Annotated in this window: 20 protein-coding genes and 1 tRNA gene; 6 read left to right on the top strand and 15 right to left on the bottom strand. The window is 63.4% G+C overall.

Features of this window, described 5'->3' with window-relative positions; all coding sequences use genetic code 11:
• Nucleotides 1-22: 22 nt before the first annotated feature.
• The 5 genes from AC4BCN_RS03820 to AC4BCN_RS03800 form a co-directional block, all read right to left on the bottom strand.
• Nucleotides 23-991 (bottom strand): FecR domain-containing protein, encoded by a 969-nt coding sequence (locus tag AC4BCN_RS03820; protein WP_490492598.1) that lies wholly within the window; start codon nucleotides 989-991, stop codon nucleotides 23-25.
• Between the two features lie 3 nt (nucleotides 992-994).
• Nucleotides 995-1513: a sigma-70 family RNA polymerase sigma factor gene (locus AC4BCN_RS03815; protein ID WP_072457695.1), complete on the bottom strand. Its 519-nt coding sequence runs from the start codon at nucleotides 1511-1513 to the stop codon at nucleotides 995-997.
• A gap of 195 nt (nucleotides 1514-1708) precedes the next feature.
• On the bottom strand, nucleotides 1709-2800 hold the full coding sequence (ychF, locus tag AC4BCN_RS03810; RefSeq protein ID WP_034753282.1) for a redox-regulated ATPase YchF: 1092 nt from the start codon (nucleotides 2798-2800) through the stop codon (nucleotides 1709-1711).
• 154 nt (nucleotides 2801-2954) lie between these two features.
• Nucleotides 2955-3188, bottom strand: a complete 234-nt coding sequence (locus tag AC4BCN_RS03805; protein ID WP_034753279.1) for a helix-turn-helix domain-containing protein — start codon at nucleotides 3186-3188, stop codon at nucleotides 2955-2957.
• On the bottom strand, nucleotides 3188-3763 hold the full coding sequence (locus AC4BCN_RS03800) for a hypothetical protein (protein ID WP_338680591.1): 576 nt from the start codon (nucleotides 3761-3763) through the stop codon (nucleotides 3188-3190). The genes AC4BCN_RS03805 and AC4BCN_RS03800 overlap by 1 nt, the downstream gene beginning before the upstream one ends.
• Nucleotides 3764-3886: 123 nt before the next feature.
• On the opposite strand from AC4BCN_RS03800, the gene AC4BCN_RS03795 reads away from it, so the two are divergent.
• On the top strand, nucleotides 3887-4984 hold the full coding sequence (locus AC4BCN_RS03795; protein ID WP_338680589.1) for a serine hydrolase domain-containing protein: 1098 nt from the start codon (nucleotides 3887-3889) through the stop codon (nucleotides 4982-4984).
• Here AC4BCN_RS03795 and pth read toward each other — a convergent pair whose 3' ends face one another.
• The 7 genes from pth to AC4BCN_RS03760 all read right to left on the bottom strand — a co-directional run bounded on the left by pth (nucleotide 4985) and on the right by AC4BCN_RS03760 (nucleotide 11081).
• Entirely contained in the window at nucleotides 4985-5569 is a 585-nt protein-coding gene (gene pth, locus AC4BCN_RS03790) for an aminoacyl-tRNA hydrolase (RefSeq protein ID WP_490492597.1), read from the bottom strand.
• A gap of 115 nt (nucleotides 5570-5684) precedes the next feature.
• Nucleotides 5685-6293 (bottom strand): 50S ribosomal protein L25/general stress protein Ctc, encoded by a 609-nt coding sequence (locus tag AC4BCN_RS03785; RefSeq protein WP_128141099.1) that lies wholly within the window; start codon nucleotides 6291-6293, stop codon nucleotides 5685-5687.
• A gap of 166 nt (nucleotides 6294-6459) precedes the next feature.
• On the bottom strand, nucleotides 6460-7410 hold the full coding sequence (locus AC4BCN_RS03780; protein ID WP_034753270.1) for a ribose-phosphate pyrophosphokinase: 951 nt from the start codon (nucleotides 7408-7410) through the stop codon (nucleotides 6460-6462).
• Between the two features lie 149 nt (nucleotides 7411-7559).
• Nucleotides 7560-7636, bottom strand: a tRNA-Gln gene (locus tag AC4BCN_RS03775).
• A 78-nt stretch (nucleotides 7637-7714) separates the two neighbouring features.
• Entirely contained in the window at nucleotides 7715-8599 is an 885-nt protein-coding gene (ispE, locus tag AC4BCN_RS03770) for a 4-(cytidine 5'-diphospho)-2-C-methyl-D-erythritol kinase (protein WP_490492596.1), read from the bottom strand.
• A complete protein-coding gene (locus tag AC4BCN_RS03765) occupies nucleotides 8596-9231 on the bottom strand; it encodes an outer membrane lipoprotein LolB (RefSeq protein ID WP_490492595.1) in 636 nt (211 codons plus the stop codon). The genes ispE and AC4BCN_RS03765 overlap by 4 nt, the downstream gene beginning before the upstream one ends.
• A 59-nt stretch (nucleotides 9232-9290) precedes the next feature.
• Nucleotides 9291-11081 carry a tetratricopeptide repeat protein gene (locus AC4BCN_RS03760; protein WP_490492594.1) on the bottom strand — a complete coding sequence of 597 codons (1791 nt, stop codon included), beginning with the start codon at nucleotides 11079-11081 and terminating at the stop codon, nucleotides 9291-9293.
• Between the two features lie 168 nt (nucleotides 11082-11249).
• Here AC4BCN_RS03760 and mutM point away from each other — a divergent pair, with 168 nt between their 5' ends.
• The 5 genes from mutM to AC4BCN_RS03735 are packed head-to-tail and all read left to right on the top strand — an operon-like array spanning nucleotide 11250 to nucleotide 17609.
• Nucleotides 11250-12086, top strand: a complete 837-nt coding sequence (gene mutM / locus AC4BCN_RS03755) for a bifunctional DNA-formamidopyrimidine glycosylase/DNA-(apurinic or apyrimidinic site) lyase (RefSeq protein WP_046681687.1) — start codon at nucleotides 11250-11252, stop codon at nucleotides 12084-12086.
• Nucleotides 12087-12107: 21 nt separating this feature from the next.
• The gene (locus AC4BCN_RS03750; protein ID WP_490492593.1) at nucleotides 12108-14009 is read left to right on the top strand and encodes a dynamin family protein; all 1902 of its coding nucleotides are present in this window, start codon (nucleotides 12108-12110) and stop codon (nucleotides 14007-14009) included.
• A gap of 23 nt (nucleotides 14010-14032) precedes the next feature.
• Nucleotides 14033-15196: an A/G-specific adenine glycosylase gene (gene mutY, locus AC4BCN_RS03745; RefSeq protein ID WP_490492592.1), complete on the top strand. Its 1164-nt coding sequence runs from the start codon at nucleotides 14033-14035 to the stop codon at nucleotides 15194-15196.
• The gene (locus AC4BCN_RS03740) at nucleotides 15196-16998 is read left to right on the top strand and encodes a sensor histidine kinase (RefSeq protein ID WP_490492591.1); all 1803 of its coding nucleotides are present in this window, start codon (nucleotides 15196-15198) and stop codon (nucleotides 16996-16998) included. The genes mutY and AC4BCN_RS03740 overlap by 1 nt, the downstream gene beginning before the upstream one ends.
• Nucleotides 16995-17609, top strand: coding sequence for a response regulator transcription factor (locus AC4BCN_RS03735; protein ID WP_490492590.1), 615 nt, complete (start codon nucleotides 16995-16997; stop codon nucleotides 17607-17609). Before AC4BCN_RS03740 ends, AC4BCN_RS03735 begins: the two co-directional genes overlap by 4 nt.
• Before the next feature lie 69 nt (nucleotides 17610-17678).
• Here AC4BCN_RS03735 and AC4BCN_RS03730 read toward each other — a convergent pair whose 3' ends face one another.
• The 3 genes from AC4BCN_RS03730 to dsrO are packed head-to-tail and all read right to left on the bottom strand — an operon-like array spanning nucleotide 17679 to nucleotide 22716.
• The gene (locus AC4BCN_RS03730) at nucleotides 17679-20885 is read right to left on the bottom strand and encodes a molybdopterin dinucleotide binding domain-containing protein (RefSeq protein ID WP_490492589.1); all 3207 of its coding nucleotides are present in this window, start codon (nucleotides 20883-20885) and stop codon (nucleotides 17679-17681) included.
• Between the two features lie 10 nt (nucleotides 20886-20895).
• Nucleotides 20896-22002 carry an NrfD/PsrC family molybdoenzyme membrane anchor subunit gene (gene nrfD, locus AC4BCN_RS03725; protein ID WP_490492588.1) on the bottom strand — a complete coding sequence of 369 codons (1107 nt, stop codon included), beginning with the start codon at nucleotides 22000-22002 and terminating at the stop codon, nucleotides 20896-20898.
• 3 nt (nucleotides 22003-22005) lie between these two features.
• Nucleotides 22006-22716 carry a sulfate reduction electron transfer complex DsrMKJOP subunit DsrO gene (gene dsrO / locus AC4BCN_RS03720; RefSeq protein ID WP_051991383.1) on the bottom strand — a complete coding sequence of 237 codons (711 nt, stop codon included), beginning with the start codon at nucleotides 22714-22716 and terminating at the stop codon, nucleotides 22006-22008.
• Nucleotides 22717-22915 lie beyond the last annotated feature (199 nt).

Below are 22915 nucleotides of genomic sequence, written 5' to 3'. Positions count from 1 at the left end.
CTCAATCGGGTCCGCGAAATTGTCAGGCAGCGGCCTGGACGGTCACCCAGTAGCGCGTGCGCGCAACGATCTGCACGGGCAAGGCCAGCGCCAGGTTGTGCAGCGCGCGGTCCGTGTCGCGCAAGGAAAACACGCCGTTGACGGTGAGGCTGGCCACGGCAGGGTCGCAGCGCAGCAGGCCGGGACGGTAGCGGGCCAGTTCCGCAAGCAGCTCATCGAGGCGCATGTTGTCGGCCACCAGCACGCCCTTGGCCCAGGCCGCGGCGCTGGCGGACGCGGGTGCGCCAGACTGCACGATGTCGGCCGAGTAGACGGCGCCCTGGCCCGTGTCGATGCGCACGGGGCGGCCCGGCGCATGCGCGAGGCGCACTTCGACGGCGCCCTCGAAGACGGCCACGCGCGACGTGTATTCGTCCTGGCGTAAAGTAAAACGCGTGCCCAGCGCCTGCACCGTGCCATGGCGGCCCTGCACGCGGAAAGGCCGCTGGGCCGGATCGGGATCGTGCGCCGTCGTGACGAGGATTTCGCCGCTGCGCAGGATCAGCAAGCGCTCGCTGGCATCGAAGCGCACATCGATGGCGGAAGCGGAAGCGAGCATCACGCGCGTGCCGTCCGGCAAGGTCATCTCGCGGATCTCGCCCGTGGCCGTGCCATGCCCTGCCGTGGCCACTTGCCACGCATCCGTGCCGCGCAGCATGTAGGCCATGCCGCCCACGGGCAGCAGCACGGCCAGCAGTTTCAGGGCACGGCGGCGGTTCAGGTAGGCGGCTGGCGCCGGTTCGCGCAGCGCGTGCCGGGCCGCATCGCGCGGCACGCTGTGCAGCTTGCCCTCGAACGCCTGCAAACGCTGCCAGGCGATGGCGTGGTGCGGATGGGCTGCGCACCAGCGGGCACAGGCAGCCCGGTCTTCGTCGCTGGCGTCATCGGACCACAGGCGCGCCATCCATTGGGCCGCCTGCTGCACGATGGCCGGTGCAATCACCACATCCATGGTTCAGGCGCCTTGGGCGTGCATGGCCTGGTAGCAGGCCAGCAGACCGGCGGCGATGTATTTTTCGACGGACGAAACGGACACCTGCAATTCGGTGGCGATGTCGCGGTAGCTCAGGCCATCGAGTTTGCACAGCAACAAGGCCTTGCGTGCCTTGGCGGGCAGCTGGTGCAGCACCGCGTCGATTTCCGTCAGCGCCTCGATCACCAGCGCGCGCTCTTCCTCGGACGGCGCCAGCGCTTCGGGCACCAAGGCCAGCACTTCCAGGTAGGCGGCCTCGATCTGGCGGCGGCGGTACAGGTCGATGACCATGCCGTTGGCGATCTGCGTCAGGTGGCGGCGCGACTCCCCGGCCGGAGGCACCCTGCCCGTCTTCATCAGGTGCAGGTACACGTCATGCGCCAGGTCGGCCGCATCGAAGGCATTGCCGAGTTTACGGCGCAGCAAGCCACGCAGCCAGTGATGGTGGTCGGTGTACAGACTGCTGACTTGCTGCTGAAGCGCTAACTCGGCGGTGCTCACGATACCCTTCCTGTCGCCAACGGCCGGCAAGAACAGGCGCATTGGATTATAAATGAGAATTATTCTCATTATATAGTGAAAAACAGGACAGCCGCAACCATATCCCGCGCCCGCTGGGCCATCCGGGCAATAAAAAACCCTGCAAATCAATGACTTGCAGGGTTCGTGGCGGTTCCGTACGGGAGCGGGTCGGGATTAGACGTTGAACAGGAAGTTCAGCACGTCGCCATCCTTGACCACGTATTCCTTGCCCTCGGCGCGCATCTTGCCCGCTTCCTTGGCGCCCGCTTCGCCTTTGTAGGCGATGAAGTCATCATAGGCGATGGTTTGCGCGCGGATGAAGCCGCGTTCGAAGTCGGTGTGGATCACGCCGGCCGCTTGCGGTGCCGTGGCGCCCACAGGGACGGTCCACGCGCGCACTTCCTTCACGCCTGCCGTGAAGTAGGTTTGCAGGCCCAGCAGTTTGTAGCCGGCGCGGATCAGACGGTCCAGGCCTGGCTCTTCCATGCCCATGTCGGCCAGGAAAGCGCCCTTGTCGGCGTCGTCCAGGTCGGCGATTTCCGCTTCCAGCGCCGCGCAGATGGCGACGATGGGGGCGTTTTGCGATTGCGCATAGGCCGTCAGCTGGTCCAGCAGCGGGTTGTCCGTGAAGCCCGAATCGGACACGTTGGCCACGAACATGGCGGGCTTGGCCGTGATCAGGCACAGCGGCTTGATCAGTTCCATTTCGTCCGCGTCCAGGCCCATGGCGCGCACGGGCTTGGCGTCGTTCAGGTAAGGCATCATGCGTTCCATGATGGCCAGCAGCTTGGCCGCGTCCTTGTCGCCCGAGCGGGCTTTCTTGTTTTCGCGGTGGATCGCTTTTTCCACGGTGCCCATGTCGGCCAGCGCCAGTTCGGTCTGGATGACTTCGATATCGTCGAGCGGGTTGATCTTGCCAGCCACGTGGATGACGTTGTCATCTTCGAAGCAGCGCACGACGTTGACGATGGCGTCCGTTTCGCGGATGTGCGACAGGAACTGGTTGCCCAGGCCCTCGCCCTTCGATGCACCAGCCACCAGGCCGGCGATGTCGACGAATTCCACGATGGCGTTGACCATGCGTTCCGGCTTGACGATGGCGGCCAGCGCATCCATGCGCGGATCCGGCACTTCGACGACGCCGACGTTCGGCTCGATGGTGCAGAACGGATAGTTTTCAGCCGGGATGCCGGCTTTCGTCAGTGCATTGAACAGGGTGGACTTGCCGACGTTCGGCAAGCCGACGATACCGCATTGGAGACTCATGGAAAACCTTTAATTAATCAATTTTGCCGGCAAGCGGCTGGTGCAAAAACGGCCTGTACCGGCGTTTTCTGGATAATCTTGCTGTATTAATGCTCGTAAGGGTCAATTGTACCTCTATGCACCCAACTCTTCAAAAAAACCGCCCTCTGTGCCGCTAACTGCCGCCATCCCCGTCGTCCGGCTGCGACGCATCGAATTCCAGGATGTCGCCGGGCTGGCATTCGAGCATTTCGCAAATCTTCGACAGGGTATCGAAACGCACGCCGCGCACCTTGCCCGATTTCAAGAGAGACAAATTCTGTTCCGTGATGCCGATGAAGGCGGCCAGTTCCTTCGATTTCACTTTTTTCCTGGCCAGTACCAGGTCGAGGCGCACGACGATACCCATCAGATGAACCCGCTGTTTTCATCGGCCAATCGCTGGCCTTCATGGAGGATTTGCGCCAGCGCAAAGAAAACGGAACACAGCAGCAAGGTCCACAGGTCGCCGCCCGTGATGTCGATGACCAGACGCAACTGGCTCGTCCCCTCTTCCAGCAAGCCGAACAGCATGCCGCGCACGGTCGGTTCCAGCAAAGTCAGCACCGTCCCCAGCAGCAAGCCGCCGGCGAAACGGCGAAAGTGCCGCGCTACCTGCGGCGTAAAAAACACGCCCTGCTCGAACTGGCGCAAGACCGCGGCCAGCTGGCGCACGGCGTCACCCAGCACGCACAAGGCCGGCAAGGCCAGCGCCAGGCCCAGTCCCCGCTGCCACAAGGGCATGGCGGCCAGGCGCTCGAATGTCTGGCTCTGCAATTGCAGCAACAGCTCATACATGCCGGCGTTGCCGACGGCTCCCTGCACGGCCGGCGCGGGCGCCAGCCAGCCCAGCACCGTCAGCAGCAGGTACAAGACAAAGAATCCCGAAACGCCGTAGCGCACGCGCCGGCTCAGCGCCGCGGGCGCCGTCTGATTTTTTTTCATAGTTAAAAGAAAAGTATACGAAAGCGGCTAGTGCCGTTAGAATAAATTATCGTAAAACAATAATTAGATCATGTTTTGCGACCATTTTAACATGTTCGCCCACCCCTATCGACTGGAGACACCATGAAAACCCTGCTTGCCTCGCTCGTTTGCAGCACCGCCTTTTTGCTCAGCGGCGCCGCCCGCGCCCATGACGTGAACGCCATGTTGCAGCAGGCGCTGGCCGACAAGAGCGTGCCGGCCATGGCCATACTCGTGATCCGCGACGGCAAGATCGATGCGCAGGCGCAAGCTGGCGTGCGCGCCAATGATGGCCACGATGCCGTGCGCGCCGATGATGTGTGGAATATCGGCTCGGACGGCAAGGCCATGACGGTGACCCTGATCGCGCGGCTGGTGGAACGGGGCGTGCTGTCATGGGACGCGCCGCTGTCGCGCATGCTGCCCGCGCTGGCTGGCGGCATGCGCGCCGAGTACCGCGACGTCAACCTGATGGATCTGCTGTCGCACCGCGCCGGCCTGCCGCCCAATCCCGACGAGGCGTGGATCAATTCCACCTACGCGGACACGCGCCCCTTGCCGCTGCTGCGCCAGGAGTACGCGCAGCGCGCGCTGGCCGACGCGCCAGTGGCCGCGCCGCGCGGCGAATCGCACTACTCGAACAGCGGCGCCATGATCGCCGCCGCCATCGCGGAACAGGCCACGGGCAAGACGTATGAGGAATTGATGCAGGCCGAAGTGTTCGGCCCGCTGGGCATGCGGGCCGCGTTCGGCCCCACCGTGCGCGGACAGAATCTGGGGCATAAGGAAGGCAAGCCGATCGCCGGCTTGATGGCCAGCAATCCGCTGATGATGGCGCCCGATGGGGAGATTCACCTGAGCATGCAAGACTGGGCCAAGTTTGCGCTTGATCAACTGCACGGCGAACAAGGCAAGGGCAAGCTGCTGAAACGGGAAACGTATGTGTTGCTGCACACGGCGCAGGGCGACACGAATGCGGCCCTGGGCTGGGGCGTGATGCATTTTCCACCGCAAGCGCCGCAGCGTGTGCTCACCCACCTTGGCTCGAACGGCTACTGGCACGCGCTGATCGCGCTGGCGCCCGGCAGCGGCGACGGCTTGTTGATCGCCGCCAACGCGGGCGAAGGCAGCAGCGCCCAGGCCAGCCAGCAGCAGATGGCGAAAACCATCATGGCCGGCTTCGGCCAGGCAGGAAAATAACTAGGCCGTATGCAGCTTCATGGTGGCCGCTTCGAACTTGCCTTCGACGATCTGCGGCATCACCTGCAAGGATTTATCGATCGCTTGCTCGATCAGTTCCTGGTCTTCGCGGCGCGGGCGGTGCAGCACGAAGTCGGCCACCTGCTGCTGCAGGCTCAGGGTGCGCGGATGGCCGATGCCCAGGCGCAAGCGCCAGTAATCCTGCGTGCCCAGCGCGGCCGTGATGTCTTTCAAGCCATTGTGGCCACCGGCTGAGCCGCCCTTTTTCAGGCGCGCGATGCCGGGCATCAGATCGAGTTCGTCGTGCACGACCAGCACGTCATCGGCGGCGATCTTGAAGAAGCGCGCCAGCGCGCCCACGGACTGGCCCGAGCGGTTCATGAAGGTCAGCGGTTCGAGCAGCCAGACTTCGTTGCCACCTATGGAGGTCTTGGCCAGCATGGCGTTGTAGCGCGAATCGCGCTGCAAGCGCGTGCCGGGCAAGCTGTTGGCAAGATTGTCCACCAGCCAGAAGCCGGCATTGTGGCGGGTTTGTTCGTATTCGGGTCCCGGGTTGCCGAGGCCGACGATCAGGCGTATGGGCATGGCTGTGTCTGCAATGTAAAAGAAAGCATTATCGGTGAAAACAGGCAGAAAAAAACCCGCGCGGCGAACCTGGCGGGTTTTTCCTTGCGACTACCGCATTGCTGCGGCGGCAAAATTACTTCTTGTCAGCAACAACTTCAGCAGCAGCGGCTTCAGCAGCAACGTGGCCAGCCGGTACCGAAGCGGTAGCGATGGTCAGGTTGGCGCCGTGGGTGACAGCGGTCACGCCAGCTGGCAGGACCAGGTCGCCTACGTGCAGCGAGTGACCGACGTCGATGTTCGACAGGTCAACGTTGATGAATTCTGGCAGTTGGCCTGGCAGGCACGAAACTTCGATTTCGTTGGCTACGTGGCTGATGGTCGCGCCGTGCAGTTTGACTGCTGGGGAAACGTCAGCGTTTACGAAGTGCAGCGCCACTTTCACGTGGATAGCTTGCTTAGCGTCAACGCGCTGGAAGTCAGCGTGCAGAACCAGTTGTTTGTATGCGTGGACTTGGAAGTCGCGCAGCAGAACTTGCTGGGAAACGCCGTCGATTTCCAGATCCAGGATCGACGAGTGGAACACTTCTTTTTTCAACGCGTGGTACAGGGCGTTGTGATCCAGCGAGATCAGCACAGGGGCTTCAGCGCCACCGTAGACGATACCAGGGGTTTGGCCGGAAATGCGCAGGCGGCGGCTCGCTCCGGAACCTTGCAATTCGCGTTTAAATGCGATAACTTTCATGTGAAACTCCAAGAAGAACAAGGCTTGCGCCTTGTGTTATGAGGATGCCCGCGACCAGGAATCCTCGGAAATGGGGTGCAAAACACCCCGAAAATTAAAACACTGCGGCGCAACAGGCAAAAAGCCGGTCGCGCCGCAGGCATTACGTCTGTTACTGCTGATCGAATCAGTCGATGAACAGCGAGATGACGGAGTCACCCTTGATGATGCGTTTGAACGTCTCGGCCAGCAGCGGCGCGCACGTCAATTGACGGATCTTGCCGCAGGCCAGGGCCGCTTCGGACAGGGGGATCGTATCGGTCACGACCAGCTCATCGAGTGGCGAGGCCGAAATACGGTCGATCGCCGGGCCCGACAGCACCGCGTGCGTGCAATACGCCACGACTTTTTTCGCGCCGCGCTCTTTGAGCACTTCGGCAGCCTTGGTCAAGGTGCCTGCCGTGTCGACCATATCATCCATGATCACGCAGTTGCGGCCTTCGACTTCACCGATGATGTTCATCACTTCGGACACGTTCGCTTTTGGACGACGCTTGTCGATGATGGCCAGGTCGCAGCCCAGGCGTTTTGCCAGGGCGCGCGCACGTACCACACCGCCGACGTCCGGTGACACCACCAGCAGATCCTGGTAGTTTTTCTTTTGCAGGTCGCCCAGCAAAATTGGCGAAGCGTAAATATTGTCGACTGGGATATCGAAGAAACCTTGAATCTGGTCAGCGTGCAAGTCCATGATCAGGACGCGCTCGACACCGGCTTCTTCCAGCATGTTCGCCACCACCTTGGCCGAAATCGCCACACGCGCGGAGCGTGGACGACGGTCTTGGCGGGCGTAGCCGAAGTAAGGAATCGCGGCGGTGATGCGGCCAGCGGAAGCACGTTTCAAGGCATCAACCATCAGCATGATTTCCATCAGGCTGTCGTTGGTTGGAGCACAGGTGGATTGCAAAACAAAAACATCCTTGCCGCGTACGTTTTCGTTAATCTCGACCATTACTTCGCCGTCGGAGAATTTCGAAACGTTTGCTTTACCGAGAGGGATGCCGAGGTTTTTTGCGACCCCCTCTGCCAACGCTGGATTCGCGTTGCCGGTAAAAACCATCAGGTTTTCGTAAGCCATGGGAGTCCCAAGAGGTGATATAGAAGTCTTGAAAAGCACTAACCGGGCATAGGCCCGGTCAGTCATGTTTAGAATATGCCGCGTGGCGGCACATCTGCTTTTTCCCGTACTGGACGCCAACTTCGCATCGACAGACTACGGTGAAATTGTGGCAGGGGAAGAAGGATTCGAACCTTCGCATGCTGGAATCAAAATCCAGTGCCTTAACCAGCTTGGCGATTCCCCTACGTTACTGACTGCTTGCCGTCATGTTGGCCAGTATTATACCGACTATTTGACGCTAAGCAAAATCTTTTTTTACTCTCTACAACATGGTGAGCATTGGGTGATAATTCAGCGCTTTTGCCTTCCAGGCGATCCAGACTGGTGGCACATTGCTGAGCACCGCATCCGCTTCTTCCTGACTGCCAAACGCACTAAACACACAAGCACCGGAGCCAGTCATCCTGGCCTCACCGTAAGCACTCAGCCATTCTACCGCATCTGCTACCGGCTTGAAAAGACTGCATGCCACTTGCTGTAAATCATTCTTACCAAACCCGCCCGCATCGTTTCCTTCTGCGAGGTACCTGGAAAAGTCCGCTATTGTGACGGGTTCGGTATTTCTCGTCAAGCCTTCCGCGCAAAAAATTGCGGCGGTCGGCACTTGCACGCCAGGCTCGATCACGACATACCAGCACTCGGGCGTGGCGACGGGCTGCAAAGCTTCGCCCACGCCTTCGGCAAAGGCATTCTCGCCAAAGATGAAAAACGGGATGTCGGCGCCCAGCGGCAAGCCCAGCGCCATCAATTCCTCGCGGCTCAAACCCGCCTGCCACAGGCGGTTCAAGGCCATCAGGGCCGTGGCCGCGTCGGAAGAACCGCCACCGAGGCCGCCACCCATGGGCAGCACCTTGTCGATGGCGATATCGACGCCGCGCGGCAAGGCGCCCGTGCGGCGCAGCACTTCGGCCTGCAGCAGTGTCGCGGCGCGGATGATCAGGTCTTGCTCTTGCGGCACGCCGGCCAGTTCCGTCACGCGGCGGATCGCCGTGTCGTCGCGCAGCGTGAAGTGCAGGGTGTCGCCATGGTCGAGCAACTGGAACACCGTCTGCAGCAGATGGTAGCCATCGGCGCGGCGGCCGTTGACGTGCAAAAAGAGGTTCAGCTTGGCCGGGGCCGGGCAGTTATTCAGGGTAGTCAACGTCATTGTGCTTGAGCCGATGGAGCATCGAGCACGATGCGCAGCGAGACGGCATCGGCCTGCGCGCTGGCATTGCGTTCGGCATCGATACGCCGCGGTTGGGGCAAGGCGCCCGATGTATTGTCGGCCGCATCTTGCCACGACACATAGCGCAAGCGCCAGCCGTCTTTCGTGGTGACGCTGTCGTTGGCCGGCGAAGCGACGAAGCGCTTGCCATCGGCACCCACGGCATGGCCTTGCAGCCAGTCGCGCAAGCCCGACACGGGCAAGGACCAGCCCAGCATCTGCGCGCTCAGAGCATCGACATCGGGTGCGCTGCGCGGCGCCTTGCCGCTTTGCGTCAACACGGCTTGCTGCGGCGTGACGGCAATCGTCGCCAGGGTGCTGCCGACGGGCGAATACAAGGTCACGTCCGTGCGCTGCGCCGTCTGCTGCCAGTTGAAATTGACGGTGGCCGATTCGGGCTTGTCATCCTTCTGGTACACGACGTTCAGGCGGCCCGTCAGCTCGACCTGTTCGCGGTAGGGGGCGACGGTTTGAGCGGATGGCGCGGCGCCGGACGAAAAGGGGGAAGTCAGGGTCGAACAGGCCGAGAGGGACAGGCAAAGGAGCGTGAGAGCAAAGAGGTTTTTTGACATGGGAATTATGAAGGGTCAGACCCATGGCGCTGGTCTGATATTTTAGTTAATCGATTCGCTCACAAACTGACATTCAAGCGCGCCAGCGTACTTTTCAGCGCATCGTTTTTCGGGTCCTTGCTTTGCGCCTCGCGCCACAGCTTTTGCGCTTCGGCCTTGTCGCCCTTCTGCCATAGCACTTCGCCCAGGTGGACGGCGATTTCCGGGTCGCTGCGCACGGCATAGGCGCGGCGCAACGCGTTTTCCGCAGCGGCCAGGTTACCCATGCGGAATTGTACCCAGCCCATGCTGTCCATGATGAAGGGGTCGCCGGGCGCCATCTGCAAGGCTTTCTCGATCAGCGCATGGGCTTCTTCCAGACGCAGGCCCCGTTCGGCCAGCGAATAACCGAGCGCGTTGTACGCGTGCTGGTTGTCGGGCGCCAGCGCCATCACGCGGCGCAGGCTCGCTTCCATCAGCTCGAATTTATCCAGGCGCTCGGCCAGCAAGGCGTAGTCGTACAGCAGTTCCGGATTGTCGGGGAAGCGCAGCAAGGCGTTTTCCATCACCGTGTACGCGCTTTGCACGTAGCCGGCGTCGCGCAGGAATTGCGCGTCGACCAGCAGCACCTGCGCCTGGCTAGCCGGATCGTCCGTTTCGATTTCCGTCAGCGCCTTGCGCGCCGCATCAAGATTGCCGCCACGGGCGATCAGCTGGGCGCGGCGCAAGCGCGCCTCGACATAGCCGGCCGACGCGCTGTTGTCGACCTTGTCCAGCCAGGCGATGGCGCCGGCCGTGTCGCCACGCGTCTCGGCGATCTGCGACAGTATCATCAGGGCCTTGAACGGATCGCGCGTATCGCCAGGATTTTTTTCCAGCACGGCCAGGAAGCGCTTGAAGTACTGCTCCGCGCCCTTGGTGTCTTCCAGCTGCAGCGCCACGATGCCGAGCGCGTACAGGCCGCCCACGTTATCGGGCTGGCTTTTCAGCAGCAGCAGGAACTGTTCGCGCGCCGGCTCCAGCTGCTTTTGCTCGACCAGCAGGCGCGCATACGCGCCGCGCACTTCGACGGCGTCCGGATTCTTTTGCAGGAACGTGGCCAGCACCTTGTTTGCCGCCTCGGGTTCGCCCGTCACCTGCGCCAGGGTCAGCGCGGCCAGTTCGGAGTTCGGCTTGATGGCCAGCGCCTTGTTCGCTTCACGGATGGCGCGGTCACGCTCGCCAAGCGACAAGGCGCCCTGCGCCAGCACCAGGTGCGCTTCGAACATGTCCAGGTAAGGCTGCACCAGGCGCGTCATCATCGAATAGGCATACAGCTTGTCATTCGAGCGCGACAAAATCTGCTGCATCTGGAACAGGGCCACGCCACGCGCGCCACCCGGCGCATTGGCCAGGCGTTCGGCGAAGATCGGTTCCGCTTCCTCGATCTTGTCGGTCAGGACGACGAAGCCGAGGAAGAATTGCGTTGCCTCGTCCGAGTCGGGCGCCAGCTCGCGCCACAGGCGGATGGCCGCCAGCGCTTCGCTGCCCTGCTTGGCGGCCAGCGCCATTTCGGAAGCGCGGCGCGCCAGGCGCGGGTCGCGCGTCTGCTGCGCTGCCACCATCATCGTCACGTACGGCCCTTGCCACTGGCCGCTCTTGAATTCCATTTCTGCGCGGGTCAGCTTGTACAGCAGGTCGCTGCTCAATTCGACCTTGGGCAAGCCGTCCGCCTTGGCGTCCACCTTGGACTCGGCGCCCTCCTCCTGCGGCGCGGCGGGCGCGGACGCAGAGGGGCTGGCCGCGGCATCGGCAGGGGCGACAGGCGTCTGTGCCATGGCATGCGTGGCCATCAGGGCGGACAAGGTTACAATGGCGAAAGCGTTTTTCAAAGGCTGATCCTGGCTAAACGGCAAAGTTTGATTCTACGCCCAACGCGGCTATCGCGTACTTCACGTATGTAACGAAATATATACGTCGTGGCGGCGTAGCTTGCCAGGGCCAGTCCTCGGCCTGCAAGCCTCCTGTTTTTTTACCCGGTTTTCAACCATTCGAGCCCTATGCCAGAATTGCCAGAAGTCGAAGTCACACGGCGCGGTGTCGCGCCCCACCTCGAAGGGCGCGCCGTGCGCTCCGTCGTGCTGCGCCGCGACGGCTTGCGCTGGCCCTTCCCCCCTGCTCTGGGCGAACAATTGTCGGGGCAAACCATCGGCCTGACGGGTCGGCGCGGCAAATACCTGCTGATCCACTTCCGCCACGGCACCCTGATCATCCACCTGGGCATGTCGGGCCATTTGCGCGTGCTGCCGACGGGGACGGAAGCGCAAAAGCACGACCATTTCGACCTCGTCGTGGAAGACGCGGACGGCGGCAGCCAGGTGCTGCGCATGACGGATCCGCGCCGCTTCGGCGCCGTGCTGTGGCACGACGAGGCCGACGGCCCGCTGGACGGCCACGCGCTGCTGCGCGGCCTGGGCACGGAACCGCTGGAAGGCGGCTTCACGGGCCAGCTGCTGTTCGAAAAAACGCGCAACAAGGGCACCAACATCAAGCAGGTGCTGATGGCGGGCGACATCGTCGTCGGCGTGGGCAATATCTATTGTTCCGAAAGCCTGTTCCGCGCGGGGATCAACCCGAAGACGCCAGCGCGGCGCATCGGGCTGGCCCGCTATGAGAAACTGGCGCAAGCGATCCGCGACGTGCTGGCCGAAGCCATCGTGCAAGGCGGCAGCACCCTGCGCGACTTCATCGGCGTGAACGGCCAGTCCGGCTACTTCCAGCAGACGTATTTCACGTACAACCGCGCGGGCAAGCCCTGCCGCGTGTGCGGCGCGCCGATACGCCAGATCGTGCAGGGACAGCGTTCCACGTTCTACTGCGTGAACTGTCAAAAGTAAGTCATGGGTAAAGGGGAGCAGATGGTCAGAGACCTGGAACAGTACAGCGCATGGCGGCAGGACGTGCAGGCCGCCTTGCAGGCATACCGGCAAGCCGCCAGCGCGGCAGGCCTGGTCGACGGCGCCTCCGCGCTGCGCCTGGCGCGCTGTGGTTCCCGCCTGCTCGATGACCGTTTATCCGTCGCCTTCGTGGCGGAATTCTCGCGCGGCAAATCCGAGCTGATCAACGCCATCTTCTTTGCCGGCTACGGCCAGCGCATTCTGCCATCGGGCGCGGGCCGCACCACCATGTGCCCCACCGAGCTGCTGTACGACGCGGCCTGGCCGCCATCGATCCGGCTGCTGCCCATCGAGACGCGCGCGCAGAACCTGTCGACCAGCGACTACCGCGACCTGCCCGCCGCCTGGACCGTCCTGCCCCTGAACATCGAGGCGGGCGGCGACATGCAGGAAGCGATCCGCCAGGTCAGCCTGACGAAAAAAGTCAGCGTCGAGGAAGCGGCGCGCTACGGCCTGTACGACGCCGACGACGCGGATGCCCCCGCCATGCTCGACGAGGACGGCCAGGTGGAAATCTCCATGTGGCGCCACGCCATCATCAACTTCCCCCATCCGCTGCTGAAACAGGGCCTGGTGATCCTCGACACGCCGGGCCTGAACGCCATCGGCACGGAACCTGAACTGACCCTGAACCTGATCCCGAATGCGCACGCGGTGCTGTTCATCCTGGCAGCCGACACGGGCGTCACGCGCAGCGATATCGAGGTATGGCGCAACCATATCGGCGCCGGTGCGGGGCGCCTGGTGGTGCTCAACAAGATCGACAGCATGTGGGACGAATTGCGCGGCGATGCCGAGGTGGCGCAGGCGATCGAACGCCAGCAGGCCAGCGTGGCGCATCTGTTGACACTCGACGCGAGCCAGGTGTTTCCCGTCTCGGCGCAAAAGGCCCTCGTGGGCAAGATCAACGACGATGCGGCGCTCCTGGAAAAGAGCCGCTTGCTGCCGCTGGAGACGGCCCTGTTCGAGGAGCTGATCCCCGCGCGCAAGGACATCATCCGGCGCCAGCTGGCGTTCGACCTGGACGCCATCGAGGCGGCGCAGCAGGTGCAGGCGGCGGCCCGCGCGCGCGGCATCGCCGAGCAGCTGCACGAACTGCACAGCCTGCGCGGCAAGAACCAGAGCGTGATCGCGCACATGATGCGGCGCATCGATATCGAGAAGAAGGAGTTCGACAGCAGCCTGTTCAAGCTGCAGGCGACGCGCGCCGTGTTTACCCGCCTGTCGACGGAGCTGTACACGAGCCTGGGCATGGACATCGTGCGCGACGATATCGACGGCGTGCGCGCCGCCATGCAGCGCAGCCGCTTTTTCACGGGCTTGCGCGAAGCCGTACGCCAGTATTTCGAGCGCATCGCCAGCAACCTGGACCGCTCGGAAGGCAAGACGGCCGAGATCACGGAAATGATGAACGTGATGTACCGCAAATTCGCCTCCGAACATGGCCTGGCGCTGGCCTTGCCGATGCCGTTTTCGCTGGTCCGCTACCGCCAGGAGATCGCCGACATCGAAGCCGTCTACCATAAGCAGTTCGGCACGGCGACCCTGCTCACCACCAGCCGCGTCGTGCTGATGGAAAAATTCTTCGACACCATCGCCTCGCGCGTGCGCCGCAGTTTCACCAACGCCAATGACGACGCCAGCGCCTGGCTGAAAGTCATCATGGCGCCGCTCGAAGCGCAGATCGTCGAGTACAAGGAACAGCTGAAACTGCGCTTCGCCTCGATCCAGCGCATCCACGACGCGACGGGCAGCCTGGAACAGAAAATCGCCGGCTTCGAAGCCAGCCTGGCGGCGCTCGAACGCGACAAGGCGCAGCTGGCGCAATTGCTGGCCACTTTGCGCGCGGCCAGCGCAACATAGACAACAGAACACTGGAATCCTGCATGAAACGTTTGCTGCATCCGCTCTCGCCCGCCATGGGCACGGCACCTTTTGAAGATTATGTCGACCCGACTTTTTCCGCCACCGTCATCGCCTGGCAAAAGCAGCATGGCCGCCACGCGCTGCCCTGGCAAAACACGCGTGATGCCTACCTGATCTGGCTGTCCGAAATCATGCTGCAGCAAACGCAGGTCACCGCCGTCCTCGGCTACTACGCGCGCTTCCTCGAACGTTTCCCCACCCTGCGCGACCTCGCTAGCGCGCCCGTCGAAGACGTGATGGCGCAGTGGAGCGGCCTAGGCTACTACACGCGGGCGCGCAACCTGCACAAGTGCGCGCAGCGCGTGGTGGCCGAATACGACGGCGTGTTCCCCAGCGACCCGGCCCTGCTGGCCGACCTGCCCGGCATCGGCCGCTCGACGGCCGCCGCCATCTCCGCGTTTTCCAGCGGCACGCGCGCTGCCATCATGGATGGCAACGTCAAGCGCGTGTTCGCGCGCACGTTTGGCATCGACGCCTATCCCGGCGAAAAGCGGGTCGAGGAAGCCATGTGGCGCCGCGCCGAAGCGCTGCTGCCTGAAACCGGCATCGAAGCCTACACGCAGGGCCTGATGGACTTCGGCGCCACCCTGTGCACGCGCAGCAGCCCCGATTGCGGCCGCTGCCCGCTGCAGCCCCGCTGCGTGGCCTACGCCACCCATCGGGTTAAAGACTTACCTGTGCGTAAACCGAAGAAAACCAGCCCGGAAAAACACGCCGTCATGCTCGTCATCATCGACGATGGCCAGGTGCTGCTGGAACAGCGTCCCGGTTCGGGCATCTGGGGCGGCTTGCTGTCCCTGCCCGAACTCGATGGCCACGTGCTGGCCGGCGAGGACTGTCCGCGCGACATCGACCAGGATGCGCTGGCGCGCGCCGTAGCGCCGTTCGGCGAAATCGAATCGCAGGAACGGCTGCTGCCCATCGTCCACGTCTTCACCCACTACAAGCTGCACATCGTCCCCTGCCGCATCACCGTGGCGCGCCGTCTGGCGCTGGCAGGAGAAGCGACGCACGTCTGGTACGACGGCGCGAAAATCGCCGATGCGCCGCTGCCTGCACCGATCAAGAAACTGCTGCTGGACCTGTTCGGCGATGCGCGTTCGGCGCAGCGCAGCATGTTTTAGTGCGCAGGCTTGCCGTACTGGCGCTGGCGATCCTGTTCTCGCCAGTGCATGCCGACACGGCGCTGCCGGAAGTCAGAATAGGCGTACTCGCCTACAAGGGCGGCGATGCCGTGCAGCAGGACTGGTCGTACGTTACGCGCCATCTGCAGGCCAGCATTCCCGGCATCCGTTTCATCCTGGCCGACTACGACCAGGCGGGCCTGACGCGCGCCGTGCAATCGCAAGCGATCGCCTTCGCCATCACCAGCAGCGGCCACTATGTAGCGCTCGAACACAGCGACGGCGCCAGCCGCATCGCCACCCTGGAATCGCCATGGACGGACTCGCCGCGCCAGGCCATCGGCTCGGCCATCGTCGTGCGCAGCGCGTCGCCGCTGCATGACCTGGCCGACCTGGCGGGAAAGAATGTGATGGCCGTGGCGCCCGACGCCTTTGGCGGCTACCAGATCGCCGCGCGCGAACTGCGCGAAGCGGGCATCGATCCCACGCACGATTTTGCCAGCCTGCGCTACAGCGGCTTTCCCTCGCAGCAGATCGTCGACGCCGTAAGGTCCGGGCATATGGATGCGGGCATCGTGCGCACTTGCCTGCTCGAGCAGATGGTGGCGCGCGGCGAAGTGCGGGCCGAGGAACTGCGCGTGATCACGACGCGCCCGATACCCGGCTTTCGCTGCGCCAGCTCGTCGCGGCTGTATCCGGACTGGCCCTTCGTGGCCCTGCGCCAGACGCCGCCCGCGCTGGCGAAAAAAGTGGCGCAGGCCCTGCTGGCCATGCCGCGCACCGGTGAAGGCTACAGCTGGACAGTGCCCAGCGATTACCAGATCGTCGATGAACTGTTCCGCGACTTGCACATCGGCCCCTACGCCTATCTGGACAAGCTGACGTTCGAGACGGCGCTGCGTCGCTACTGGGGCTGGATGCTGCTTGTGCTGGCCCTGCTCGTGGCCTGGGCCGTGCACACGGTGCGCGTGGAATACCTGGTCAGCCGGCGCACGGAGCAATTGCGCGCGGCCCAGCACCAGCAGCGCGCGCTGGAAGAACAGGCGCGCCAGCGCCAGGCCACGCTCGACCACACGGCACGCCTGGCGATCCTGGGCGAAATGGCCAGCGCCATCGCGCACGAATTGAACCAGCCGCTGGCGGCCATCGGCAATTTCGCGCGCGGCATGGCGCGCCGCATCACGGCGGGCCGGCTCGACGCGGCGCCCCTGCTCGACGGCGCGCAGGAAATCGCCACGCAAAGCGAACGCGCGGGCGCCATCATCCGCCACATCCGCGCGATGGCGCAAAAACGTCCCGCGCACAGCACGGCCTTCGTCCTGGCCGACGCCGTCGAGCAAGCCGTATCGCTGTTCCGTGCGGCCCACCCGCACGCCCATATCAGCTGGAACCACGACGGCAGCAATCTTGAGCTGCGCGTGCTGGCCGACCCGCAGCAAGTACAGCAGGTGCTGCTCAATCTGCTGAAAAATGCGCTCGATGCGCAGGTGGAAAACGGCAATCCGCAGCATCCGATCGGCGTGCTGCTGCACCGTGAAAACGGCGCCTGCACGGTGGCCGTGCGCGATGCGGGATGCGGCCTGCCAGCGGCGCAGATGGCGCGATTGTTCGAACCGTTCTTTACCACCAAGGCCGAAGGCCTGGGACTGGGCATGTCGCTCAGCAAAAGCATCATCGAATCGTTCGGCGGCAGCCTGTCGGCGCACGCCAACGCCGATGCGCCAGGCTTGACGGTCTGGTTCCGCCTGCCCGAAGATACGGCTATGGAAGCGCACAAGGAAAACCAAGAGGAAACACCATGAATGAAAGCGATGCGATCATCTTTGTCGTCGACGACGACGCGGCCATGCGCCGCTCGCTGGCCTATCTGTTCGATTCAGCCGGATGGAAAGTGGCAACGTTCGAGTCGGCGCGCGATTTCCTGCAGCGCTATGAAGGCCATGCGCCCGGCTGCTTGCTGCTCGACGTGCGCATGCCTTTGATGAGCGGGCTGGAACTGCAGCAGGAACTATCACGCCACGCCATCGCGCTGCCAGTGATTTTCCTCAGCGGCCACGGCGACCTGGCCATGGCCGTGCAGACGATGAAGGCAGGCGCCTGCGATTTTCTGGAAAAGCCATGCAAGGACCAGGTGCTGCTGGACGCCGTCTCGCGCGCCGTGGCCCGCAGCGTGGAAGAAAGCCGCAGCGCCGCCAGCACAAATACGGCACAGGCAGCATTGGCGACATTGACGGCACGCGAACGCGAAGTGGCGCTGCTGATGGCCGAAGGCAAAGCATCGAAAGTCATTGCCCGCGAACTGGGCATCAGCGACAAGACGGTGCAGGTGCACCGCCATAACACGATGGAAAAACTGGGCCTGCATTCAGCAGCCGAGGTGGCCCGGCTGCTGATGGCTGGTGGGGAAATTTAACCGGGGTCAGACCCGCCGGGTCTGACCCCGGCCGTTACGACCTTGGGGTAAAAGGTTCGAGCCTGCTTCTCAACGAATAATCCGCGCCGGCAGCCCCTGCCGCACCGCCGTACCCGAGACGGGATCGACAAAAACGTTCTTGTCGCCGCGGCTAGGGTCCGTCAATCCCAGGTCGTTCAGGTTAATGCCCGCGCCGATGGCCGGTTCGTCGGGCTGGCGCAACTTGCCGATGCGGTGGGCGCGCGCGCCGTGCTCCTTGTGGCCGAAACCGTGTTCGATGGCGATCACGCCGCGCTGCACGCCGTGGCGCAGCATCACCGTCGCCCTGGCCTTGCCACCCGGCGTTTCCAGGTAAATCACGTCGCCATTTTGCAGCTTCAAACGGGCCGCGTCGTCGGGGTGCACGGCGACCGGGTTGTCCGGATGGATACCGCGCAAGCGCCGCGCGCCGATGCTGTACGAGTTTTGCAGCGCCGATTTAAAGCTGATCAGTTCGAATGGCCATTCGCTGGCCGGATAGGCCTTGCGCACGGGCGTGCCATCGGCGAACGCCGCCACTCGCCACGCGGGCGTACCAGGGAAACGCTTGCCGCTCAAGCTGTTCTTGCTCACGCCGAGGCCCTCGTTGTACAGCATCATCGGTTTCAGGTAACGGTGCGTGGACCAGTCCTGCGGATACGGCGATTCGTCGGTCACGGGTGCAGGAACAGCCGGCGCCTTGGGGTTCGCGGGCGGCGGCAGGCGCAGGCCGAACATCTCGCCATAGCTCTGGTAGCGCCCTCCCCGCGCCAGCATGAAGGCCACCTTGCGCCACTCTTCCGGCTTCAGGGTACGTTCCAGCTCGGGACGGATGCGCGCCACGCCGGACAGGTCGATGTCGTCGTCGCTCGCGTCAGGCACGGACGTTTTTCCTTGCCAGGCGATGTTGGCGCCGCCGCGCAGATACCAGTCTTCCGCGCGCTGCAGGGGAAAGCGCTGGCCATCCATGTCTTGCAAGGCGTCCGGGCCGAAACCGGGCAAGGCCATCGTTTTTGCCAGCGCGATGAAGAACGATTCCATGCAGATGGTCTGGCCGTCCGGCGTCTTTTGCACGCGCGGTTCGACCACGGGCCAGCGCGCCGTGCTCATTTTGACGGGCATGCCGCCCCAGGCGCCAGCCCAGCCCCAGCTTTCATACAGCAAGGTATCGGGCAGCAGGTAGTCGGCAAAGGCCGAGCTTTCATTGATGAAGGGGTCGATGGCGACGATCAGGGGAATCTTCTTCGGATCGGCCAGCTCCTTGCCGATCTGCGCGCGCAAGCCCGTGATACCGTAGACGGGATTACAGCTCCACAGTATCAGCGCCTTCAAGGTGTACGGATAGCCGTTCATGGCGCTGGTGAGCCATTCGGTGGCCAGCGCGGGCGCGTTCGGATACCACGGCGCCCTGGCCGGATACGCCTTGCCCGCTTCTTTCTTCAGCTTGAATTCCGAGGTTTTTTCATACGGCACATTGCGCCCGATCGGCATGCCGGCCGCCTTGATCTCGCCGTCAAAACTCTCGAGGTTATAGCGCGGACCGGGTCCCGCATCCTTGAAGCTGCCGCCATTGACGAGGGTGCCGCCCTTGCGGTTCAAATTGCCGATCAGGGTATTGAGCATGACCAGCGCATACGCGTTGTAAAAGCCGGCGCCCGACATCATGCCGCCGTGCGCATTGACGGCCGCGCGCTTGCCGTGGCTGGTCAGTTCCTGCGCCAGCCCTTCGATGATGTCGCGCGCGATGCCGCAGGCGGCCGCGTAGTCATCCATGCTGTGGCGCTGCGCTTCTTCATTGAGCATCGTCATCGCTGTCTTCAGGTGCAGCGGCGCGCCGGCCACGTCCAGCGGGCCATCGAAAAACAGGCGCGCCTCGCCCTTGGCTGCGTTGTGCGGCACGATGGCTTGCGTGGCGGCGTCGATCACGCAGTAGGCGTCGCCATCCTTGTAACGCTCTTCTTCCGCCAGATCCACCGCACCGATGTCCGACGCGCGCAGGTAGCGGCCATCGCGAGGATGGCCCTTTTCGTTGATGATCAGATGCGTGGCGTTGCACCAGGCGGCCTCGCCCGCCGCTTCCGCCACCTTCAGGTTCGGCTGCACGAGGAAGTTGCGGTCATAGCGTTCGTGCTCGATGATCCAGCGGATCATGGCCATGGCCAGCGCGCCGTCCGTGCCCGGCTTGATCGGCACCCAGCGGCTGCGGTCACCCGCAGCCAGGCTGTCGGCATTCGTCAGCACGGGGTCGACGACGACGTAGCTGAAGTCGCGCTTGCCCGAGCGGGCTTTCGCGATCAAAGTGCCCTGGCGCTTGAACGGGTTGCCCGCGTTGCCCGGCGCCGTGCCGACGAAAATGCAGAACTCCGTGTTTTCCAGGTCCACTTTCGCATGCGGCATTTTCTTCATGTCGCCAAACATGGCGCCCGAGCCGCTGCGGTAGGCGCCGCCGCAATACGAGCCGTGGTTGACCAGGTTCAGACTGCCGTACGACTGCTTGAAAAAGCGCGTGCCGAACGCCAGGCGGCCATCGTCCGTGCTGCACATCAAGCCCACCTGATTGACTTGCGGGCCCAATTCCGGCTGCGCCGGATCGATCGGTTTTTCCAGCTCGCGCAAGGCGCGCAAGCCCTGCACGTGGCCTTCGCCAAACAGGTCGCCGCCTTCCGTCACTTCCTTGACCAACTGATCAAAGGCGATCGGCTCCCACTGGCCGCCGCCGCGCGGGCCCACGCGCTTCATGGGCGCCAGCACGCGGAATGGCGACTCCATCTGTTCCAGCACGCCGTTGCCGCGGCCGCAAGCCGTCGAGCGGCCCTTCAAGCCCTTTTCCTGGAAGCGCGACAGAGAGACAAAGCTGTCGCGTATCGACGTTTGGTACGGCAGCGCCGGGTCGGCCGACAGGGGGCTGTACGGATTACCGGCCACGCGCAAGACCTTGCCGCTTTTTTTATCGAGGCGTACGCGCACGCCGCAAAACGTGGTGCAGCCCATGCACATGGTGTAGCTGACCTGCTGGTCCGGATTGACGGTCAGCTTGCCCGTGGCCGTGTCGACGGAAAATTCGGGCGGCAGCGAATTGCCGTGCAGTTTCTGCACAGGCCTGTCTTTGCCCAGTGCGTGGTCGACCATGCGGCCGGCCGTGGTGGAAAAACTGGCGGCAAACGCAGCCAGGCCACCGCCGATGGCGCCATAGCGCAGCAGCTTGCGGCGTTTTTCATTGTCGTCTTCAGGGACGTCGTCGTGTGTGTGTTCGTTCATTTCTAACTCCTCAGTGCGTGGCCACGGCGGGGCGGCTGCGCAGCATGCGTCCGGCCCATGGCAAAAATTCCAGCATCAGCAACAGCAGCGCGATCCACAGGCCGGCCGTGCCGATAATCCCCATCAAGCCATCATTCCCCATCGGCAGGTGGTAGTCGTACAGGCCGGCGCCCGTTTTCGGGATCGTCTGGCCGCCGATGAAAATCGTCCAGCGCATCATCCAGGCGCTATGCAGCGCGATCAGGCCGTTGACCAGGCCACTCGTGGCCGGGCGCCAGATGGCCAGGGCCATCGGCACGATGGACGACAGCACGGCCCAGACAGCCGTGAACTGCCATTGCGGCATGCCCGCTACCTGGGTGAACGCCATGCTGTGGCTGGCGCTCACGCCAGAGAGACTCACGAACAGCCAGCCGCCGCCCAGGGCCAGCACCAGCGCCAGCGAAAGGGCCAGCGCGCGGTTCAGCGATACTTCCAGCGCCTGCTCGCGGCCCGGCAGGAAGCGGTTGAACAGCAGCGCCAGGCCCACGGCGCCAACAAAGGCCGTGGCCGCAAATTGCGCCGGCAGGAAGGGCGTGAACCACAGGGGACGGGCACGCACCACCATCACTTCCATCCCCGTGTACAGGCCCACGGCGAAAGCAGCCAGCAAGGTGCAAGCGGCGGCGATGCGGATGGCGCGCAAGGAAGCGGCGCCACCCCGCCCCAGCAGGCGATAGGCAAAGGCAAGTCGGTCATGTCCCTGCCCTCGCGTGGCAAAATCCACGCGCAGCGCCAGCCACGCGTACAGCATCAGACAGCCCAGGTACAGGGGAATGAAGAACGAGCCCCACGACATCCACGATTGCGGCTGGAAGTAAATATAGAAATGGTAGAAGCGGCCCGGCCCGTGCAGGTCGGCCAGCAGCGCCACGGGCGCCGTCATGCCGCACACGAGGGACGCCAGCAGCGCGATGCGCCCCAGGCGTTCATACGCCTTGCGGCCGAAGACGAAGTACGGCAAGGTCAGCATGAAGCTGCCGTAACTGAGGCCGATGAGGAAAAAATACTGCACCGCCCACGGCAGCCATGCCGCTTCGCGCGTGACGTTGACAATTTCGGTGATGTGGCTGTCCATGGTTTATTTCCCGTGTTTGCTCGGTTGCCAAAGAGTCGCTTCGCCTTCGACGTGGCCGGCGAAGCGCGTGTCCAGTCCCAAATAAAATACGTGGGGCTGGGTGCCCTGCTCGGGTTTGAGTACCTTCACCTTGTTCTCGGTGAGCAGCTGGTGCACCAGGCTTTCAGGGTCATTGAGGTCGCCAAAGATGCGCGCGCCGCCCACGCAGGTTTCCACGCAGGCCGGCAGCAAGCCTTCGTCGACGCGGTGCGCACAGAACGTGCATTTGTCGGCCTTGCCCGTCTCGTGGTTGATGAAGCGCGCGTCGTACGGACACGCTTGCACGCAGTAGGCGCAGCCCACGCAGCGGTCGCCATCGACGACGACGACGCCATCCTTGCGCTGGAAGGTGGCGCCTACGGGACAGACGGGAATGCAGGGAGGATTGGCGCAGTGGTTGCACAGGCGCGGCAGCATGTAGGTGCCGCAGCGGTTCTCTTCCTTCACTTCATAGGTCGAGACGACGGTGCGGAAGCTGTTTTCCGGTACGGCGTTTTCCATGATGCAGGAGACCGTGCAAGCCTGGCAGCCGATGCACTTCTGCACATCGACCACCATCGCCCAGCGCTGGCCGCCTTCGCCCTTCGTGGCCGCCTTGCTTGGCAGCGGCGCGATGGCCGCCCCGATCGTTACGGCTGGCAAGGCGCGCAAGAAACTGCGGCGCGATTCAATCATGACACTCTCCTTGACTATGGGCGGCAAGCCCTTGTTGACTTGCTGCCATGATAGAAAAGAAGGTGCTGCGGGGATATTGGGGTGATAGTGCGGGGGCCTAGATGATCATGCCAATTGACAGAGGATGTCGGATGGGTGTACGCGCTTATAACCCAACGGCAAATGCTGGGGGCAGACCCGGCGGGTCTGCCCCCAAAAT

This window comes from Janthinobacterium sp. Bl 1 (assembly GCF_058215535.1).
This window is presented reverse-complemented; position numbering and strand designations above follow the sequence as displayed.

Bases quoted from the DNA above. Each gene is read 5' to 3' on its own strand.
- AC4BCN_RS03765 (WP_490492595.1), bottom strand. From the start codon at position 9,231: ATGTCAAAAAACCTCTTTGCTCTCACGCTCCTTTGCCTGTCCCTCTCG.
- pth (WP_490492597.1), bottom strand. From the start codon at position 5,569: ATGCCCATACGCCTGATCGTCGGCCTCGGCAACCCGGGACCCGAATAC.
- AC4BCN_RS03780 (WP_034753270.1), bottom strand. From the start codon at position 7,410: ATGGCTTACGAAAACCTGATGGTTTTTACCGGCAACGCGAATCCAGCG.
- mutM (WP_046681687.1), top strand. From the start codon at position 11,250: ATGCCAGAATTGCCAGAAGTCGAAGTCACACGGCGCGGTGTCGCGCCC.
- AC4BCN_RS03795 (WP_338680589.1), top strand. From the start codon at position 3,887: ATGAAAACCCTGCTTGCCTCGCTCGTTTGCAGCACCGCCTTTTTGCTC.
- dsrO (WP_051991383.1), bottom strand. From the start codon at position 22,716: ATGATTGAATCGCGCCGCAGTTTCTTGCGCGCCTTGCCAGCCGTAACG.
- AC4BCN_RS03805 (WP_034753279.1), bottom strand. From the start codon at position 3,188: ATGGGTATCGTCGTGCGCCTCGACCTGGTACTGGCCAGGAAAAAAGTG.
- ychF (WP_034753282.1), bottom strand. From the start codon at position 2,800: ATGAGTCTCCAATGCGGTATCGTCGGCTTGCCGAACGTCGGCAAGTCC.
- mutY (WP_490492592.1), top strand. From the start codon at position 14,033: ATGAAACGTTTGCTGCATCCGCTCTCGCCCGCCATGGGCACGGCACCT.
- AC4BCN_RS03730 (WP_490492589.1), bottom strand. From the start codon at position 20,885: ATGAACGAACACACACACGACGACGTCCCTGAAGACGACAATGAAAAA.
- AC4BCN_RS03785 (WP_128141099.1), bottom strand. From the start codon at position 6,293: ATGAAAGTTATCGCATTTAAACGCGAATTGCAAGGTTCCGGAGCGAGC.
- ispE (WP_490492596.1), bottom strand. From the start codon at position 8,599: ATGACGTTGACTACCCTGAATAACTGCCCGGCCCCGGCCAAGCTGAAC.
- AC4BCN_RS03735 (WP_490492590.1), top strand. From the start codon at position 16,995: ATGAATGAAAGCGATGCGATCATCTTTGTCGTCGACGACGACGCGGCC.
- nrfD (WP_490492588.1), bottom strand. From the start codon at position 22,002: ATGGACAGCCACATCACCGAAATTGTCAACGTCACGCGCGAAGCGGCA.
- AC4BCN_RS03750 (WP_490492593.1), top strand. From the start codon at position 12,108: ATGGTCAGAGACCTGGAACAGTACAGCGCATGGCGGCAGGACGTGCAG.
- AC4BCN_RS03800 (WP_338680591.1), bottom strand. From the start codon at position 3,763: ATGAAAAAAAATCAGACGGCGCCCGCGGCGCTGAGCCGGCGCGTGCGC.
- AC4BCN_RS03820 (WP_490492598.1), bottom strand. From the start codon at position 991: ATGGATGTGGTGATTGCACCGGCCATCGTGCAGCAGGCGGCCCAATGG.